At 70.4% G+C, this 17,666-nt stretch carries 16 protein-coding genes and 1 pseudogene; 10 read left to right on the top strand and 7 right to left on the bottom strand.

Features of this window, described 5'->3' with window-relative positions:
* Positions 1–101 precede the first annotated feature (101 nt).
* On the bottom strand, positions 102–929 hold the full coding sequence (locus IFR14_RS21405) for a helix-turn-helix domain-containing protein (protein WP_124769439.1): 828 nt from the start codon (positions 927–929) through the stop codon (positions 102–104).
* 122 nt (positions 930–1,051) lie between these two features.
* Here IFR14_RS21405 and IFR14_RS12340 point away from each other — a divergent pair, with 122 nt between their 5' ends.
* From IFR14_RS12340 to IFR14_RS12330, 3 genes are read left to right on the top strand one after another with little or no spacing between them, the layout of a single operon-like run.
* A complete protein-coding gene (locus IFR14_RS12340) occupies positions 1,052–1,729 on the top strand; it encodes a response regulator transcription factor (RefSeq protein WP_079706060.1) in 678 nt (225 codons plus the stop codon).
* Positions 1,692–3,080 carry a sensor histidine kinase gene (locus IFR14_RS12335; protein ID WP_241160899.1) on the top strand — a complete coding sequence of 463 codons (1,389 nt, stop codon included), beginning with the start codon at positions 1,692–1,694 and terminating at the stop codon, positions 3,078–3,080. Before IFR14_RS12340 ends, IFR14_RS12335 begins: the two co-directional genes overlap by 38 nt.
* Positions 3,081–3,137: 57 nt before the next feature.
* A complete protein-coding gene (locus tag IFR14_RS12330) occupies positions 3,138–3,701 on the top strand; it encodes a hypothetical protein (RefSeq protein WP_191941155.1) in 564 nt (187 codons plus the stop codon).
* A gap of 83 nt (positions 3,702–3,784) precedes the next feature.
* Here IFR14_RS12330 and IFR14_RS12325 read toward each other — a convergent pair whose 3' ends face one another.
* Together IFR14_RS12325 and IFR14_RS12320 are read right to left on the bottom strand one after the other, a co-directional pair.
* Entirely contained in the window at positions 3,785–5,623 is a 1,839-nt protein-coding gene (locus tag IFR14_RS12325) for a DEAD/DEAH box helicase (protein WP_124769435.1), read from the bottom strand.
* Positions 5,624–5,715: 92 nt separating this feature from the next.
* Complete coding sequence (locus tag IFR14_RS12320) at positions 5,716–6,552, bottom strand: DUF1206 domain-containing protein (RefSeq protein WP_124769434.1); 837 nt, start codon at positions 6,550–6,552, stop codon at positions 5,716–5,718.
* Between the two features lie 116 nt (positions 6,553–6,668).
* Here IFR14_RS12320 and IFR14_RS12315 point away from each other — a divergent pair, with 116 nt between their 5' ends.
* Positions 6,669–7,601, top strand: a complete 933-nt coding sequence (locus IFR14_RS12315; RefSeq protein ID WP_124769433.1) for an alpha/beta fold hydrolase — start codon at positions 6,669–6,671, stop codon at positions 7,599–7,601.
* A gap of 173 nt (positions 7,602–7,774) precedes the next feature.
* Positions 7,775–9,256: an MFS transporter gene (locus IFR14_RS12310; RefSeq protein ID WP_241160898.1), complete on the top strand. Its 1,482-nt coding sequence runs from the start codon at positions 7,775–7,777 to the stop codon at positions 9,254–9,256.
* Between the two features lie 21 nt (positions 9,257–9,277).
* Here the strand turns inward: IFR14_RS12310 and IFR14_RS12305 are convergent, their stop codons facing one another.
* Positions 9,278–9,826, bottom strand: a complete 549-nt coding sequence (locus IFR14_RS12305; protein ID WP_124769432.1) for a dihydrofolate reductase family protein — start codon at positions 9,824–9,826, stop codon at positions 9,278–9,280.
* A 118-nt stretch (positions 9,827–9,944) separates the two neighbouring features.
* On the opposite strand from IFR14_RS12305, the gene ligD reads away from it, so the two are divergent.
* Positions 9,945–10,970: a non-homologous end-joining DNA ligase gene (gene ligD, locus IFR14_RS12300; protein ID WP_124769431.1), complete on the top strand. Its 1,026-nt coding sequence runs from the start codon at positions 9,945–9,947 to the stop codon at positions 10,968–10,970.
* 64 nt (positions 10,971–11,034) lie between these two features.
* On the opposite strand, the gene IFR14_RS12295 is transcribed toward ligD, so the two are convergent.
* The gene (locus tag IFR14_RS12295; RefSeq protein ID WP_124769430.1) at positions 11,035–11,355 is read right to left on the bottom strand and encodes a Fe-S cluster assembly protein HesB; all 321 of its coding nucleotides are present in this window, start codon (positions 11,353–11,355) and stop codon (positions 11,035–11,037) included.
* Between the two features lie 261 nt (positions 11,356–11,616).
* Between IFR14_RS12295 and IFR14_RS12290 the strand changes: the two genes are divergently transcribed.
* Together IFR14_RS12290 and IFR14_RS12285 are read left to right on the top strand one after the other, a co-directional pair.
* Positions 11,617–12,660 (top strand): NAD(P)-dependent alcohol dehydrogenase, encoded by a 1,044-nt coding sequence (locus IFR14_RS12290; protein WP_064296121.1) that lies wholly within the window; start codon positions 11,617–11,619, stop codon positions 12,658–12,660.
* Between the two features lie 21 nt (positions 12,661–12,681).
* Positions 12,682–13,905, top strand: a complete 1,224-nt coding sequence (locus tag IFR14_RS12285) for an MFS transporter (protein WP_079706054.1) — start codon at positions 12,682–12,684, stop codon at positions 13,903–13,905.
* Here IFR14_RS12285 and IFR14_RS12280 read toward each other — a convergent pair.
* Positions 13,902–14,669 carry a PIG-L deacetylase family protein gene (locus IFR14_RS12280; RefSeq protein ID WP_124769429.1) on the bottom strand — a complete coding sequence of 256 codons (768 nt, stop codon included), beginning with the start codon at positions 14,667–14,669 and terminating at the stop codon, positions 13,902–13,904. The genes IFR14_RS12285 and IFR14_RS12280 overlap by 4 nt on opposite strands.
* Entirely contained in the window at positions 14,666–15,898 is a 1,233-nt protein-coding gene (locus IFR14_RS12275) for a glycosyltransferase (RefSeq protein ID WP_191941154.1), read from the bottom strand. Before IFR14_RS12275 ends, IFR14_RS12280 begins: the two co-directional genes overlap by 4 nt.
* A gap of 138 nt (positions 15,899–16,036) precedes the next feature.
* On the opposite strand from IFR14_RS12275, the gene IFR14_RS12270 reads away from it, so the two are divergent.
* Together IFR14_RS12270 and IFR14_RS21555 are read left to right on the top strand one after the other, a co-directional pair.
* Positions 16,037–16,459, top strand: coding sequence for a VOC family protein (locus IFR14_RS12270; RefSeq protein ID WP_194718772.1), 423 nt, complete (start codon positions 16,037–16,039; stop codon positions 16,457–16,459).
* Positions 16,460–16,933: 474 nt separating this feature from the next.
* Positions 16,934–17,599 (top strand): annotated as a pseudogene (locus IFR14_RS21555) (DUF222 domain-containing protein); the annotation flags it as partial.
* Between the last annotated feature and the right edge of the window lie 67 nt (positions 17,600–17,666).

Genomic DNA, 17,666 nt, shown 5'->3' with positions numbered 1-17,666 from the left:
CCTAACCAAAGTTAGCTGGCATCCCACCCTGACGCAATCGAGCGGATCCGACGTGTTCCTTCGCGAATCGGACAACCGATCGCGGGTGCATCGATCCGTCCTCAGCGGTTCCGGAATCGCCCGGGGCTCATGCCGGTGACGCGGCGGAACGCGGTCCCGAACGCCGTCGACGAGCGGTACCCGACGGCGGTCGAGACCTCGTCGATGCTGTCACCCGCCGTCAGTCGGGTGATCGCGTGCTGAGCTCGCGCGGCGGCGACCCACCGGGTGAACCCCAACCCGGTCTCGGATTCGAAGGCGCGCGTCACCGTCCGCGTGCTCACGCCCAGCCGGGTGGCCCATTCGGCGAGCGAGGTCGTGTCGGACGGGTTCGTGCGCATCCGCTCGGCGATGGGTGTGAGGAGCGCCGACCGGGGGAGTCGGAGGAGCAGTTCGTGCTCGGCCGGCTCCAGCACGTCCACGATGGCCGCCTCGGTGGTGGCACGCGCGCGGTCCTCGAGCTCGGCGTCGCCGAGCCGGTCGAGCAGGAGGCGCAGCAAGGGCGTCACTTCCACCGCGGTCGGCTGCTCGGAGATCGTGGGGACGCGGTCGACGCTGAACATCGCGGCCCGCTGCCAGGTGCCGGCCGGGGTCCATCCGGTGTGGCGGACACCGGCCGGGATCCAGAGACCGTGGTGCAGGGTCACGGTCCAGACGCGCTCTCCGACGGTCGCGGTGGATGCGCCGCGATCGTTCCACAGGAGCTCGTGCGTGGGGTGGGAGTGCTCGTCCCAGTGCGTGTCCCGCGCGATCCGCTCGGTGTTGCCGCGGATGACGAACGGCACAGGGATCGCGCCCGCCTCATAGAGGGGGAGTCGACGACGCGCCGGTGCCGTGTCCGTCGCGTCGAGGGACTGCTCCCACGGGTCGGCGGCGGCGGGGACTGGCACCGCTCCAGCGTACGGGGGTCCACGCCGGACCGTCCCGCTTCAGCGCTGCTTCAGCTTGTCCGCGCCAGACTGGGACGCGCCGCTCGACCGTCGACCGGCACGGAGCCTGGAGGTCGCACCGGATGCGGATACTCGTCGTGGACGATGAGGTGCGACTCGCCGACGGCGTTCGGAGGGGACTCGAGGCGGAGGGCTTCGCCGTGGACGTCGCGGCGAATGGCGTCGACGGACTCTGGATGGCCGGAGAACACCGCTACGACGCGATCATCCTCGACATCATGATGCCGGGCCTCAGCGGCTACCGCGTCTGTCAGCAGCTCCGCGACGCGGGCGACTGGACCCCGATCCTCATGCTCACGGCGAAGGACGGCGACTGGGACCAGGTCGAAGCCCTCGACACCGGTGCCGACGACTTCCTGAGCAAACCGTTCTCCTTCGCGGTGCTCGTCGCGCGGATCCGCTCACTCGTCCGACGTGGATCGCGGGAGCGGCCGGCGGTGCTCGAGGTCGGCGAACTGCGGCTCGACCCTGCGTCGAAGCAGGTCCACCGGGGCGACGTCCCGATCGACCTCACCTCGCGCGAGTTCGCGGTCCTCGAGTTCCTCATGCGACGCGGCGGCGAGGTGGTGTCGAAGCGCGAAGTCCTGCAGAACGTCTGGGACGACGACTTCGAGGGCGATCCCAACATCGTCGAGGTCTACGTCGGGCATCTCCGCAACAAGGTGGACCGCCCCTTCGAGCGGGCTTCGATCGAGACGGTGCGTGGGTTCGGATACCGGTTGGCGGGCGGGCGTGGCTGACGGCGGGCCGCACGGAACGGTCGCGCCCCGACAGCGGCTGTGGCGTTCGGTCCGAGCCCGCGCGGCACTGGGATCGGTGCTCGCGGTCGGACTGTTCCTCGGGGTCGGCTCCGTCGCGTTCGTCGGCCTGTTCTCCGCGGCGCTCCGTTCCGGCGTCGAACAGAGCGCCTCGGCCGAGGCCGAGAGCGTCTCGGCGCAGCTGGTCGCGGCGGACGTGACGACGCTGCCCGAGGACGACGGTCGACTCCTGGTCCTCGTCGAGGACGGCCGTGTCGTGGACCGGACGGACGACGAGATCGAGCTCCCGACGCCGATCCCGGACGGTGACGTGTTCGTTTCGGTCGTCGACGACGAGCCGGTGCTGTTCGCCAGTGAGGACGTCGACATCGACGGCCGTGACCTCGTCGTCTTCGCGGGCCGCTCTCTCGAGGAGACCGACGACGCCGTCGGACTCGTGTCGATGCTCCTCCTCATCGCGGTCCCCGTGCTCGTCGCCCTCGTCGGCGGCCTGACCTGGCTGCTCGTCGGGCGTGCGCTGGCGCCGGTGGAGCGGATCCGCCGCGAGGTCTCGGAACTGGGGGCCGGCGAACTGGATCGACGGATCGCGGTCCCCGCCACGGGCGACGAGATCGGTCGCCTGGCCGGGACGATGAACGGCATGCTCGAGCGGCTCGAGGACGCCCAGACGGCGCAGCGGCGGTTCGTGTCGGACGCCTCGCACGAGCTCCGCTCACCGCTCGCGGTGATCAGGCAGTACGCCGAGGTGGCGGCGCTCCACCCGGACCGGGTCGACCCGGCCGAGCTGTCCTCGACGGTCCTCGAGGAGGGCGCCAGGATGCAGGGGCTCGTCGAGTCGCTCCTGCTGCTCGCGAAGCTCGACGAAGGGGCGACGGGCGCCGCACGGCGCACGGTCGACGTCGACGACCTCCTGCTGGCGGAGGCTGCTCGTCTCCGATCCGCCGGTGGACTGCGCGTCGAGTCCGCGGCCGTCGCGGCGGCGAGGGTCGACGGCGACGAGGTGCTCCTCGCCCGCGTGGCGCGGAACCTCGTCGACAACGCCGTCCGGCACGCACGATCCGTGGTCCGACTGGGAACCGCCACCGACGGTCGGATCGTCAGGATCTCCGTGGAGGACGACGGCCCCGGTGTGCCGGTCGAGTCCCGCGCACACGTGTTCGAACGGTTCGTCCGCCTCGACGAGAGTCGTTCGCGCGACGCCGGCGGTTCGGGCCTCGGCCTGGCGATCGTGGCCGACGTCGTGCGGCTGCACGGTGGGTCGATCGAACTCGTCGACAGCGCGCTCGGCGGGGCGGCGTTCATCGTCACGCTCCCGGCGTCGTCCGCTTCCTGAACGCGGCTTCAGCTCGCTTCAGGTCCGCTTCAGCGCTCCTCGGACAGTCTGGGGCACATGAACGAGCACACCGCCTCCCAGCCCACCGATCCCACACAGCCCACCGCAGCCACCGAGCGCATCGAACCCGTCGAGCGCGTCGAGGCGACCGACCACACCGCCATCCCCGCGACCCCGGCGACCACCGGCAAGCCGGCCTTCTGGCGCCGGAAGCCCGTGTGGATCACCGCGATCGTCGTCGGGGCCCTCGCCCTCGGCGGAGCCGGCGCCGCCTACGCGGTGGACGAGTTCGGGGACGACGACGACGACCGCGTCACGGCGGCGTCGAACACCGACCGCGACGGCGGCGCCGCCATCGACGACGGTGACACCACGGCGGCCACCGATGATCGCGACGCCCGTGACGCCGACGACGTGCCGCTCACCGACACCGAGTTCGACGCGGCCTCGAAGGCAGCGCTCGCCGAGGCGAAGGGCGGTACCGTGACCGACGTCGACCGCAGCGACGACCCGGGCGAGGCGTTCGAGGTCGACGTCCTCCTCGAGAACGGCGACGAGCTCGAGGTCGCGCTCGACGCGGACTACGCCGTGGTCACGAGCGTGCTCGACCCGCGCGACTGACGGACGCACCCCGCCGGGTGCGGAACGACGAGGGCCGGACGGAATCCTGGGATTCCGTCCGGCCCTCGTCGTGTGCGTGCGAGCTAGGAACGCGGCTTGCGGTCGTACGAGCCGCCGCTCGTGCCACCCTCGTCGTCGCGTCGGCGGGCGGGACCGCCACGGTCGGGACGGAGCTCGATGAGCTTGCCGCTGATGCGGGTGTTCTCGAGACGGTCGAAGACGTCGTTGCCGAGGCTCGCCGGCAGTTCGACGATCGAGAAGTCCGGCTTGATCTGGATCGCGCCGAAGTCCTCGCGTTTCAGACCGCCCTCGTTCGCGAGCGCGCCCACGATCTGACGCGGGTCGACCTTCTGGCGACGACCCACCGCGATGCGGTACGGAGCCATCGGTCCGCTGGAGGGACGGCTGCGACGCTCGGGACGGTCGCCCTGATCGCCGCGGTCGCCGCGGTCGCCGCGGTCGAAGCGTGAGCCGCGGTCGCCGGAGTCACGACGGTCGCGACCGGCGCGGTCGTTGCCACGGTTGGTGTTGTCGAACTCCTCGCGGCGGCGGCGCTCGTCCTCGGCCGAGAGGAGCAGCGGCGTCTCGCCCTGGGAGACGACGGCCAGGGCCGCGGCGACGTCGGCCTCCGGGACGTCGTGGTGGGAGACGTAGTGGCCGATGATCTCGCGGAAGCGCTCGATGCGGTCGGTCTGGCCGAGTGCCTCGGTGATCGCGTCGTCGAAGCGGGTGAGGCGCGTGGCGTTGACATCGTCGACGCTCGGCAGCTGCATCTGCGTGAGCGGCTGGCGGGTGGCCCGCTCGATGGCCTTCAGGAGGTGGCGCTCGCGCGGCGTGACGAAGCTGATCGCGTCACCAGTGCGTCCGGCGCGGCCCGTGCGGCCGATGCGGTGCACGTAGGACTCGGTGTCGACGGGGATGTCGTAGTTGACGACGTGGCTGATGCGCTCGACGTCGAGACCGCGCGCGGCGACATCGGTCGCGACGAGGATGTCGAGCTTGCCGGCCTTCAGCTGGTTGACGGTCCGCTCGCGCTGCACCTGGGCGACGTCGCCGTTGATGGCGGCCGCCGAGTAGCCGCGCGCCCGGAGCTTCTCCGCGAGCGTCTCGGTCTCGTTCTTCGTGCGCGTGAAGATGATCATCGCGCTGAAGTTCTCGGTCTCGAGGATGCGGGTCAGGGCGTCGACCTTCTGCGGGTACGAGACCGTCAGGTAGCGCTGCGTGATGCTGGCCGAGGTCGTGGTCTTCGTCTTGACCGTGATCTCTTCCGGGTTGTTCAGGTACTTCGCGGAGATGCGACGGATGGACGACGGCATCGTCGCGGAGAACAGCGCGACCTGCTTGTCCTTCGGGGTGTCGGCCAGGATCGTCTCGACGTCCTCGGCGAAGCCCATCTTCAGCATCTCGTCGGCCTCGTCGAGCACGAGGTATTTGAGCTCCGTGAGGTCGAGGGTGCCCTTCTCCAAGTGGTCCATGATGCGACCCGGCGTGCCGACGACGATGTGGACACCGCGACGGAGGGCCGACAGCTGGACGCCGTAGCCCTGGCCGCCGTAGACGGGCAGGACATGGACGCCGCGCAGGTGCGTGGCGTACTTCTCGAACGCCTCGCAGACCTGGAGGGCGAGCTCACGGGTCGGTGCGAGGACGAGCGCCTGCGGCGTCTTCTGCGTGATGTCGAGGCGGGACAGGATCGGCAGGGCGAACGCCGCGGTCTTGCCGGTGCCCGTCTGTGCGAGGCCGACGACGTCGCGTCCCTCGAGCAGCAGCGGGATGGTGGCCGCCTGGATGGCGGACGGGGTCTCGTAGCCGACGTCCTTGAGTACCTTGAGCACCGCGTCGTCGAGGCCGAGGTCGGAGAAGGTCTGCGTAGCGCCGGCGGGTTCCGCCTCGGGCTGCGTCGTGGAATCAGAAGACGTCATACTCCTAACGGTAGTCGCAACGCAAGCGTTTGCAGGACATGGTCTGGAGCCGACCCGTCCGCGTCGTCGCCCGAGGCGTCCGCCTCACCGTCCTAGAGGCTGCCCCAGCGCGCCCGGGCACCGCAGAAGAGTCCGTAGGCGATGAGCCCGACGCCGACCACGAGCAGGATGACGACGCCGAACGGGAGCGCGGCCAATGCCGAGATGGCGCCGTCCATGCCGGAGGCCTTCTCGGGGTCCTGGGTCGCAGCGGCGACGATGAAGAGGATCCCGACCGTGACGAGCGCGACGCCCTTCGCGACCCATCCGACGACCCCGAGGACGACGACGGCGCGCTTCGTCGTGCCGGTGGGCGGGTGGACGTCCTCGAGGAACTTCCGCGTGACGCCCTTGAAGACGAAGAAGCCGCCGATGCCGATGACCACGAGGCCGACGACGATGACGACGAACACCCCACCGGGGGAGGACAGGAGGGTCGCCGTGAGGCCCTGGCTGGACTGCGAGGAGTCCTGGCTGCCGCCGAGGGCGAAGGTCAGCGCGGTCGATCCGACGGCGAGGTAGGCGATCGCGCGTCCGGCGGTCGAGATCCGCTTGCTCCACCGCTTGCGGGTGTCGGATTCGCGCACGAGGAAGGCGGACATCGCCGTCCAGAGACCGAGGGCGAACAATCCGACGGCGACGACCCAGATGATCACGATCCCGCCGGGCGTGCCTGCAAGCGTCTTGAGCGCACCCGATTGGTCCGCGTCACCGCCGCCGCCGGATCCACCGCCCGCGCCGGACAGGGCGATGGAGATCGCGATCCCGCCGATGAGGACGTGGAGCAATCCGTTGACGGCGTGGCCGGTGCGGGCGAGGGTGCGGAGGGTCGTGCTGTTCTGTGCGGTTCCAGCGGCTTGGTCTGCGGCGGCGCGTGCGTTCTCAGGCATCAGACCACGGTAGCGGCCGGGTTCCCGACCGGAAGGGGGGTTGCGCGCCGCACCGGGGGACCGGCGTCGTCGATCGAGCACCGATCCGAGCGGTACCTCGTTTCCGAATGACACGCATGCCCGTGAACTCCTCGCGTCCTGCCCCGCCGGACGACCCCTCCGTGATCACCGCCGACGCGACCGCGCTCGGCCTGCGACGCGTCACGGTGGACACCGACATCGGACCGGTCACCGTCCGGGCGGGTCGCGAAGCGGGCGGACCGGCCATGATCCTGCTGCACGGCGCCGCCGGCTCCTGGACCACGTGGTCACCCCTCCTCCGTGCCGACGACGAGCGGGGCGCGGTCGTCGACGACGTCATCGCCGTGGACCTCCCGGGGTGGGGCGAGTCGGCTCTGCCCACCGCCGACCCGGTGACGGTCGGAGACCTCTCCGCAGCCGTCGCGACCGTCGCTCGCTCGCTCGGCTACCGGTCCTGGCGCGTCGTCGGGCACTCGCTCGGCGGGTTCGTCGCGCTCGACCTCGCCGTCCGCGAGCCCGAGGCGACGATCCGGGTCGACCTCGTCTCGCCGACGGGGATCGGAGTCGTCGAGGCGATCCGCCAGCCGGTCGGTGGCGGCGCCCGGCTCCCGTGGTTCGCGGGCATGCTCCTCGGCATGCGCGTGCTGCAGGCACTCGGCGAACGCGGGCCGGGACTCGTCCGCGCGCTGAACCGGATCGGCCTGCTCGCACCGCTCATGTCGCCGCTGTTCGGACGACGCCGGGACCTCGACCGGTCGGTCGTCGACGCGCTCGCAGCCGACGTCCGGCCGGCGTCGTTCCTCCTGGCTGCCCGCGCGGCCGCCGCCTACGACCTGCACGTCTGGCGCGGCGTGCGGTGTCCCGTCCGCGGCATGATGGGCGACCGTGACGTCTTCATCGGGCCCGACGACACAGCCGTCCTCACCGCCCTCGTCCCGGACCTCCGACTGCGCACACTGCCGGCGACCGGGCACTTCGCGGCGGTGGAACACCCGGAGGCCGTCCTGGAGCTCGTCACCTCCGAGTGATCCGCGTGGCCTCACGGGTGCAGCGACGTCGGCATCCGCTATCCTGGTCCTCTGCCCGACTTCGTGGTTGGGGTGGTTGATCGTCCGCACCGTGCTGCACTCGCGCCGTGTGCCGAGCATCGATCTGGGGCTGGAAACCCCCAGCACCCCCACCCCTCGCACGGAGGTCCTCCTTGTCTGCATCCGCAGCCACCGCATCGCATCCCACCAAAGCACCGTCCGGTTCCCCGGCCCGCCGCTGGTGGGTCCTCGTCGTCCTCGCGATGACGCAGCTCATCGTCGTCCTCGACGGCACGATCGTGAACATCGCCCTTCCGGCAGCCCAGCAGGAGCTCGAGCTGTCCGACACGCAGCGTCAGTGGGTCGTCACGGCCTACGCCCTCGCGTTCGGCGCCCTGCTGCTGCTCGGTGGCCGCATCGCCGACTACTGGGGCCGGAAGCGCACCTACCTGGTCGGCATGGTCGGCTTCGGCGCCGCATCGGCCTTCGGCGGGTTCGCCCAGAGCGGGACCGAGCTCATCATCGCCCGCGGCCTGCAGGGTGTGTTCGCAGCGCTCATGGCACCCGCCGCACTCGCGCTCCTCACCGTCACCTTCTCCCACGGACGCGACCGCAACACGGCCTTCGCCGTCTTCGGCACCGTCGCCGGTGCGGGAGCGGCCGTCGGCCTCATCCTCGGCGGCGTGCTCACCGAGTTCGTCGATTGGCGCTGGTGCCTCCTCGTCAACGTGCCGTTCGTGATCGTCGGACTCATCGCCGGCCTCATCCTCGTGACCGAGAGCAAGGCCGAGGGCGACAACCGCTACGACTGGCTCGGCGCGATCACGGTCATCCTGGGCCTCGGCGCCCTCGTCTACGGCTTCACGCTCGCCGAGGGCGGCTGGGGCAGCGCCGACACCATCGGCTTCCTCGCGCTCGGTGCGGGACTCCTCTCCCTCTTCGTCTTCATCGAGATGCGTGTCGCGCAGCCCCTGCTCCCGCTGCGCATCGTGGCGGACCGGGTCCGCGGCGGTGCCTTCCTCATGCAGATGATCGTCGGCAGCGTCATGATCGGGGCCCTGCTCTACCTGACGTTCCACCTGCAGATCGTGCTCGGCTTCCCGCCGCTCGAGGCCGGCATCGCGACCCTCCCGATGACCGTCGCGATCATGATCGTCGCCCCGATCGCCACGAAGCTCCTGCCGGCCATCGGCCCGCGCCCGCTGCTCATCATCGGTCCGCTCATCGCGGCGGCCGCCCTCGTGTACCTCAGCCGCATCACGGCCGACGGCGACTACTTCGTCCAGGTGCTGCCGGCGCTCCTCGTGCTCGGGATCGGCATGGCGATGATCTTCGTCCCGATGCAGAACCTCGCGCTGACGGGTGTCGCCCCGCACGACGCCGGTGCGGCCTCCGCCACGGCGAACGCCTCCATGCAGATCGGTGGGTCGATCGGCCTGTCGGTCTTCACCACGGTCTACGCGAGTGTCACCGACCAGGCGACGGTCACCGATCAGGCGTCGCAGCTCGTGGCGTTCACCCAGGGCTACTCGGCGGCGTTCATCGCGGCCGCGGTCGGCCTCGTGATCGCGAGCGTCATCGCCATCGTCTGCATCCGCGGTCGCAAGGAGGACCTCCTGCCCTCGGGCGACCAGCAGGCCGTCCACCTGGGCTGAGTCGGCCGTGCGGCGACCCGCCTAGGCGCGGGGAGCGTACGTCGAGAGCACGTTGCCGGAGCTCGTCCGCACCGAGTGGACGAGCTCCAGGCGTGTCACCGGGTCGCTCGGTTCGAACAGATGACGCCCGGCACCGGCGACGACGGGGTGGATCATGAGGGTGAGCCGGTCGAGCAGACCGGCGAAGAGGAGCTGCCGCACCACGGAGATGCTCGCCTGCACCGCGATGCGCCCGCCCTCCTGCTGCTTGAGCTCGTCGACGAAGGACTCGAGCGTGCCGGGGATGAGCGTCGCGTTCTCCCAGGACAACGGGCCCGCCAGAGTGCGTGATGCGACGTGCTTCCGGACGGGGTTGATGAAGGAGCCGAACGGATCGTCGTCGCCGACCGTCGGCCAGAACCCGCTCCACTGCTCGTAGCTCACGCGGCCGAGCAGGACGTCGTCGATCGGAGCGATCGCCTCGGTCATCATGGCGCCCATGTCGGCGTCGAAGTGGTCGAACTGCCACTGATCGGGCGACTCGACGACGCCGTCGACGGATTGGAAGAGTGAGGCGTGGACCTCGCGCATGGTGGCTCCTCGGCAGGGTGGTGACGGCGGGTTCGATGGACAGGTCTCGTTCTACTCCGCTGCGGCGACGAGCACCACCCTCGTGACCACGCCGGGTAGGGCGCGTACGGTGTCCGACATGGCCAGCACCGCGATCGTCCTCACCGTCCCCGGACCGCACGGCGACCGCGAGGTGCGTCTCTCCAGTCCCGACCGCGTGCTCTGGGAGGAGTCCGGTGTCACGAAGCGGGAGCTCGCGGAATACCTCATCGAGGTCGCGCCGGCCTTCCTCGCCGCCAACGGCGACCGCCCGGTGTCCCTCCAGCGGTTCCCGGGCGGTGTGGACGGTGAATGGTTCTTCTCGAAGAACCCGCCGAAAGGAGCACCCGAGTACGTCCGGGCGGTCGACGTCGTGTATCCGAGTGGCCGGCGGCATCCGCAACTCGTCCTCGACGAGGCCGCTGCGGTCGTCTGGGCCGCGCAGATGAACACGGTCGTGTTCCATCCGTGGCCGTCACGGGCATCGGACACCGACCATCCCGACGAACTGCGGATCGACCTCGACCCGCAGCCGGGGACCGACTTCGCCGACGCCGTGCGCGTTGCGGGCTCGCTGCGGGAGCTGCTGACGGAGGTCGGACTGACCGGGTTCGTGAAGACCTCCGGCAACCGAGGTGTCCACGTGTTCGCGCCCATCGTGCCGGAGCACGAGTTCCTCGACGTCAGGCACGCCGTGATCGCGGCGGCTCGGGAACTGGAGCGACGGGATCCCGACCGCGTCACGACCTCGTGGTGGAAGGAGGAGCGCGGTGAACGCATCTTCGTCGACTACAACCAGGCGAACCGCGACCGGACGATGGCCGGCGCCTACAGCCCTCGTGCGCTGGCCTCGGCGACCGTCTCGTGCCCCGTGACCTGGGACGAACTCCCCGAGATCGATCCGGGCGCCTTCACGGTGCGGACCGTCCCGGAGCGACTCCGGACCACCGGAGACCCGTGGGCCGGCATGCACGACACCGCTGGGCGCATCGACGTCCTCCTGCAGTGGTGGGAGCGGGACCTCGAGCAGGGACTGGGCGAGCTCCCGTTCCCTCCCGACTTCCCGAAGATGCCGGGCGAGCCGCCGCGGGTGCAGCCGAGTCGCGCCAGACACTCCGAGGACTGAGCCCGCGCGGACACACGAACGCCCGGTGATCGTGGATCACCGGGCGTTCTGCTGAATCAGGGCGCTATTCGGCCTTGCCGAGGGCGAAGCGGACGCCGCCCTGCTCGTCGATCTGCGCATCGAGGACCGCGTCGCTCAGGGCGACGGCTGCGGTCTCCTCGAGGAAGACGGTGGCTCCGGCGCTCTCGATGACCTGGTCGGCCTCGTGCGGTGTCGCCGTCATGGTGACTTCGAAGTTGTTGTCGTCGGAGCTGCTGCTGATGCGCAGTCCGGCGCCGTGCGTGAGCGACGACGCGTCGTCCGGGACGACCAGTCCCGGGGTGAGTGGTGCGTTCTCGGCGAGGGTCTTGACGACTCGGCCGGCGTTCTCGGTCAGGGTGAGCATGTGTGTTCTCCGTTCCGTTCGCGAATACGAGTTCCCCACCTTGCTCGGGTTCGGGGCAGGATGCCACCCTGAGGCCGATCCTCTGCGGGAACTGCCAAGCAACTCTGCAGGGATTCACACCTCCGCGCCGCTCGTAGCACAGCTCGGGTGATCGTCCCTTGGGGGTTCGTCCGGTGGAGTGGGCTGCTAGCGTCGAACGTGCTGTCCGGCGCGTGCATCCCGCCCCACGGCACCCCCAACACCCCCAGCCCGAGGAGTCCTATGACCACCGTCGCCGCCATCATCAAGCCCACCGCCGACGCGCCTTTCGAGGTCGGCACCATCGAGCGCCGTGCGCCGCGCGCCAACGACGTCGTCATCGACGTCCACTACGCCGGCATCTGTCACAGCGACATCCACCAGGCCCGCGAGGAATGGGGCAAGGCCATCTTCCCGATGGTCCCCGGCCACGAGATCGCCGGCATCGTCACCGAGGTGGGCGACGCGGTCACCAAGCACCAGGTCGGCGACCGCGTCGGCATCGGCTGCTTCGTCGACTCCTGCCGCGAGTGCGAGAACTGCCTCGCCGGCGAGGAGCAGTTCTGCCTGAAGGGCAACGTCGCCACCTACAACGGCCGTGAGTACGACGGCGAGCCCACGTACGGCGGCTACAGCAAGCAGATCGTCGCCGACGAGAACTATGTGCTGAGCATCCCCGAGGGCATCGAGCTCGACGTCGCGGCACCCCTGCTGTGCGCCGGCATCACCACCTACTCGCCGTTGAAGCACTGGGGCGCCGGTCCCGGCAAGCAGGTCGCCATCGTCGGGATGGGTGGCCTCGGTCACATGGGCGTCAAGATCGCCCACGCCCTCGGCGCAGAGGTGACCGTGCTCAGCCAGACGACCTCGAAGGAGGAGGACGGCAAGCGCTTCGGGGCCGACCACTACTACGCGACCGGTGAAGAGGGCACCCTGAAGTCGCTCCGCGGACGCTTCGACCTCATCATCAACACGGTCTCCGCCGACCTCGACATCGACGCCTACCTGTCGACGCTCAAGCTCAACGGCTCGATGGTCTTCGTCGGACTGCCCGAGAACACGCAGCAGTTCCGGGTGTTCTCGCTCGTCGGTGGCCGCCGCTCGCTCGCCGGCTCGAACATCGGCGGCATCCGCGAGACGCAGGAGATGCTCGACTTCTGCGCCGAGCACGGCATCGGCTCGCAGATCGAGCTCATCGGTGCCGACGAGGTCGAGGGCGCCTACGACCGCGTGGTCCGCAGCGACGTCCGCTACCGCTTCGTCATCGACACGGCGACGATCGGCTGATCGCACCGATACCCTGAGAGCATGATCCGGCTCCCGTTCCGTCGTCCAGGCGGAGCGGGAGCCGTTCCTCGTGAGCCCCTCGGCCGCGAGGTCCTCGTCCTCGGCGGTGTCGCGTTCTTCGTGATGCTCGGGTTCGGTGTCGTGATCCCGGTCCTGCCCGTGTACGTGCGGAGTTTCGGCGTCGGCTACCTCGAGGTCGGGGCGGTCGTTTCGGTCTTCGCGCTCATGCGGCTCATCGCGAACCCGTTCGTGGGTGCGCTCGTCGATCGGATCGGCGAGCGGGTGGTGCTGGCCACCGGCATCGGGATCGTCGCGGTGTCGAGCGCGCTCGTCGGGCTCGCGGCGGACTATCCGCAGCTGCTCCTGCTCCGCGGGGTCGGCGGGATCGGGTCGGCGATGTTCTCCGTCGCCGCGATGACGCTGCTGCTGCGCACCACCCCACCGCACCGTCGTGGGCGGGCGGTCGGGTTCTACCAGGGCGGGTTCCTCGTCGGCGGCATGGCCGGACCGGCCGTCGGTGGCCTGCTCGCGACCATCTCGCTCACAGCACCTTTCTTCTTCTACGCCGGGACCCTCGCGGTCGCCGGCGTCCTCGGACTCGTGATGCTGCGCGGCAGCCGGATCGCCGCGCCGGTCGAGACCGCCACGCAGGCCGAGCCGTTCCGCACCGTCCTCGCCGATCGCCGGTACCAGGCGGCGCTCCTCGCGAACTTCGCGAACGGATGGGCGTCGATGGGCGTCCGTGGCGCACTCGTGCCGGTCCTCGTGGTGGAGGCGCTCCACGAGGAGGCCGCCTGGACCGGGATCGCCTTCGCGATCGCCGCTGTCGCGCAGACGCTCGCGCTCGGTCCCGCCGGTCGCTTCGTCGACACCGTCGGACGGCGACCCGCGATGCTCGTCGCCTTCCCGGTCGCGGCGGGGGCGCTCCTCGCCATGCCGTTCGTCGGCGAGCTCTGGCTGCTGGTCGTCGCCCTGTGCGTCTACGGTGTCGCGGCGGCCTTTCTCGGGACCGCTCCGGCGGCGGCCGTCGGAGACGCCGCTGGTGGTCGGGGAGGCCGGGCCGTCGCGGTCTTCCAGGCGACGTCCGATCTCGGCGCCATCGTCGGCCCGCTGGTCGCCGGCGCACTGCTCGACGCCTTCTCGTTCCCCGCGGCCTTCGGTTCCGCGGTCGTGCTCATGCTGCTCGTCCCCGTGCTCGCGGCCCGCATGCCGCGGGAGCACCGGAACCAGCCGGCGACCACCTAGCGGGACCGGAGTCGCAGACCCACCGAGGTGGTGATGCCCTCGCGCTGACCGCCGGAGTGCACGAGCTGCTCGCCGTCGACCGTCAGCTGGCTGGCGTGTTCCGCGAGTGCCGCGGCGACGATCGGGAGGCGGTGATCGAGTGGGAACCACACGGCGTCGTCGCCCAACGGTTCCAGGTCGGTGCGGTGGTGCACGAGTTCCGCGAACGGCACCCCGCTCCTCCGCGCCGCGACGATCGCGGCCTCGTGCATGCGGAGGTGGTCAGGGTGCCCGTACCCGCCACCGTGGTCGTAGCTGATCACCAGGTCCGGCGAGACGTGTCCGATGAGCGCGACGAGGTCGTCGGCGACGAAGTCGAGCGGAGCGAGTGAGAACGCGCCGGGGGAGACGTCGTCAGCGGGGCCGGCGAGTCCCTCGCGCACCCACCGCATGCCAGAGTCCACGTACCGCGTCGACGTCCCCGGCCGGGCCGCCGGACCCGTCCCCAACCAGAACTGCTCGGCCACGCCGAGCGTCCGGCAGGCGGCGGCGAGCTCCGACTCGCGGTGGGACGCGAGTGCAGCGGAGCCGGCGAGGGACCGGAGCGGGCCGTCGACGACCTCGCCGCGCTCGCCTCGCGTGGCCGTCACGAGGACGACGCGAGCCCCCTTGTCGACGAGCTCGGCGATGAGCGCACCCGAGGCGAGCGTCTCGTCGTCGGGGTGCGCGTGGGCGAACAGGACGGTGCGCCCGCTGTCGACGAGCGGGAGGAGTCCGCGGTTCACGAGACGGAGGTCGCCGGAGCGGTGGCGGCGGCCGGAGTGGTGTCGAGCAGGGTCCGGTAGACGTCGACGAGGGCGTCTCCCGAGCGCTGCCAGTCGAACCGCTCTGCCCGACGTCGCGCTGCCGAACCGAGTTGCGCGAGCCGCTCCGGGTCGCCGAGGATGGACGAGACCGCGGCGCCCCAGACCTGCGGGTCGCGGGAGTCGATGACGATGCCCGTCTCGCCGTCGACGACGGCCTCCCGCAAGCCGCCCGAGGCCGCCACGACGGTGGGCACGCCGCTCGCCGCGGCTTCCAGTGCGACGAGACCGTACGTCTCCGAATGGGAGGGGACGAGCACGAGCGTGCTCTCGCGGAATAGCGTGGCGAGCCCGACGCGCGACTGCGGCCCGACGAATCGGACGTCGTCGGCGACGCCGAGGTCGCGGGCGAGGGCGGCGAGTTCCTCAGCGTAGCGGTCGTAGTCGACCGAGACGTCCCCGGCGATGACGAGTTCGGGGCGGAGCTCGGGCGCGACCGCGGCGATGGTCTCGATGGCGAGGTCGAAGCCCTTCAGCGGGTGCAGGCGACCGGCGACCACCGCGGTCGGACGACCTGCACGAGGACCGTCGAGCGGGTGGAACAGCGTCCCGTCGACACCGGGTGGCACGATCGACACCCGATCGGGGCGGGCTCCGAGCCGGGTGATCGCGGTGTCGGCCTCGGCCGCGCTGATCGCGACGACTGCGTCCGACTCCGCGGCGAGCCGTGCCTCGCCGGCCAGGCGCCCGGGGGACTCGGCGCGCTCGCCGTGCGAGAGCGGCGTGGTGGACTCGGCGGCGATGCTGTGGAAGCTCTGCACGTGCGGGATCCCCAGCTCCCGCGCGAGGGGAAGTGCGGCCATGCCGGAGAACCAGTGGTGGGCGTGTAGGACGTCGTATCGCGGCAGTCGGGCGAGTTCCGAGCGGAAGTCCTCGACGAATTCCTCATGCCGACCCTTCGCGACCGGCTCGACGGGACCGGCGTCGAGGAAGCGCAGGGTCACGCCGGGGGCGAGGGAGGCGGCGGACGGCTGGTCGGCCGAAGACCGCCGGGTGATGACGTCGACCTCGTGGCCCGCTGCGCCCATCGCGACGGCCTGATGACGGACCACGACGTTCATCCCGCCGGCATCACCGGAACCCGGCTCGTCACCGGGACTGGTGTGGAGCGAGATCATCGCGATGCGGAGGGGCTGGGGTTGCGAGGGCACCAGACGAGCCTAGTAGCCGTGGGCGTCCCGGCCCCTCGTGACGGAGACACCGGAACGTGCTCGCGCATCCGACGCCGGAGCGTGAGAATGTCGCGAGACGAGCGCGACGATGCGCCCGCCCAGGCGAAAGGGACGATCATGACGACGCTCAACCCGTACCTCGGCTTCCGCGGGACAGCCCGCGAGGCGATGGAGTTCTATCAGGGGGTCTTCGGCGGCGAGCTGCTGCTCTCGACCTTCCGTGACTTCGGTGCCGAGGTCGAACCGGACGAGCTGGATCTGGTCATGCACGCCCAGCTCACGGGTGATGCTGGTGTGGTCTTCATGGCGTCGGACACCCCGAAGCACATGGACTATCGCGAGGGCAGCAACTTCTCGATGTCGCTGAGCGGGCCGGACACTGACGAGGCCCGACTCCGCGAGTACTTCGAGCGGCTCTCGGATGGCGGCACCGTCCAGCAGCCGCTGAGCGTGGCCCCCTGGGGCGACTCCTTCGGCATGGTGCAGGACCGCTTCGGGGTCGCTTGGATGGTGAACATCGCCGCGCCGGCAGCCGCGTAGCCGGGGAACCCTTCCAGCTGGAGACGCCCGGCGAGGGACCTCCCGTTCCGGTGATCTTCTCCCGGTCCCTGAGCTTGTCGAAGGGCTCGCGTAGGCACTTCGACAGGCTCAGTGACCGGGAGAAGTGCACTCGCATTCACTCCGTTCGCCGAGCAACCCTCTCCGGTCCCTGAGCCTGTCGATGGGCGCGCCAGAGACCCCGCGAAGCCGGTATCTCTCTTCCGGTCCCTGAGCTTGTCGAAGGGCGCACGAGCAACCTCCTGCTCCGGTGATCCTCTCCCGGTCCCTGAGTAACCTCTTCCGGTCCCTGAGCCTGTCGAAGGGCACACGAGCGACCTCCAGCTCCGGTGATCCTTTCCCGGTCCCTGAGTAACCTCTTCCGGTCCCTGAGCCTGTCGAAGGGCACACGAGGGACTTCCACAACCGGAACCACTTACCATCTGGAATGTCAGTGGTCCATGGTGAACTTGTTCCATGACCGAGACCACCTCCGCCGCCGCGATCCGCGCTGGCGACGAGTACGCCGCGCAGCTGGCTGAATTCTCGGACGAGTGGGCGGAGCTCCACCGGCAGCAGGCCGTCCTGGACGCGCGGAAGGCGTGCCTCCTTGCCCGCTCCGCCGCCTATGCCGACGCGTTCGCGGACGCCACGGTCCCGGCCATCTTCCCGCCGGCTGAACGTCAGGCCCTCTCCCGCCGGTCGACGTGTGCGGCCCTCGCGATGGCGACCCGAATACCGGAACGGACGATCCAGCGTGCGACGAACGACGCCGAACGCCTCGTCAACGACGCTCCAGCCGTGCTCGAATCACTCGAGGCCGGTCGCATCTCCGCCCGGCACGCCCAGGTGATCACCGACCAGCTCTGCGACGTCCCGACCGCTGGCCGGGCGGTGTTCCTCGAACAGGTTCTCGTCGTCGCCGAGCGCACCACTGTCGCTGGCCTCCGCACGAGCGCCCGCGTCCTGCGCGAGCGCCTCCACCCCGAATCCATCACGACACGCGCAACCCGCTCCGAGGCTGACCGTCGGGCGGAGTTCGAGCCCGCAGCGGACGGTATGGCCTGGGTGCACCTCTTCACCACGGCGCCGATCGCCCAGGGGCTCGTCGAGCGGGTCGAAGCCGCCGCGGCGGAGTCGCGCGCTGCCGGCGACACCCGCACGTGCGCGCAGCTGCAAGCGGATGCCCTGGCGGCACTCGCCCTCACCG

This window comes from Plantibacter sp. CFBP 8775 (assembly GCF_014839505.1).
In the GTDB taxonomy this organism is placed as follows: Bacteria; Actinomycetota; Actinomycetes; order Actinomycetales; family Microbacteriaceae; genus Plantibacter; species Plantibacter auratus.
The sequence above is the reverse complement of the archived record's forward strand: the minus strand, read 5'-3'. Positions and strand labels throughout refer to the sequence as shown.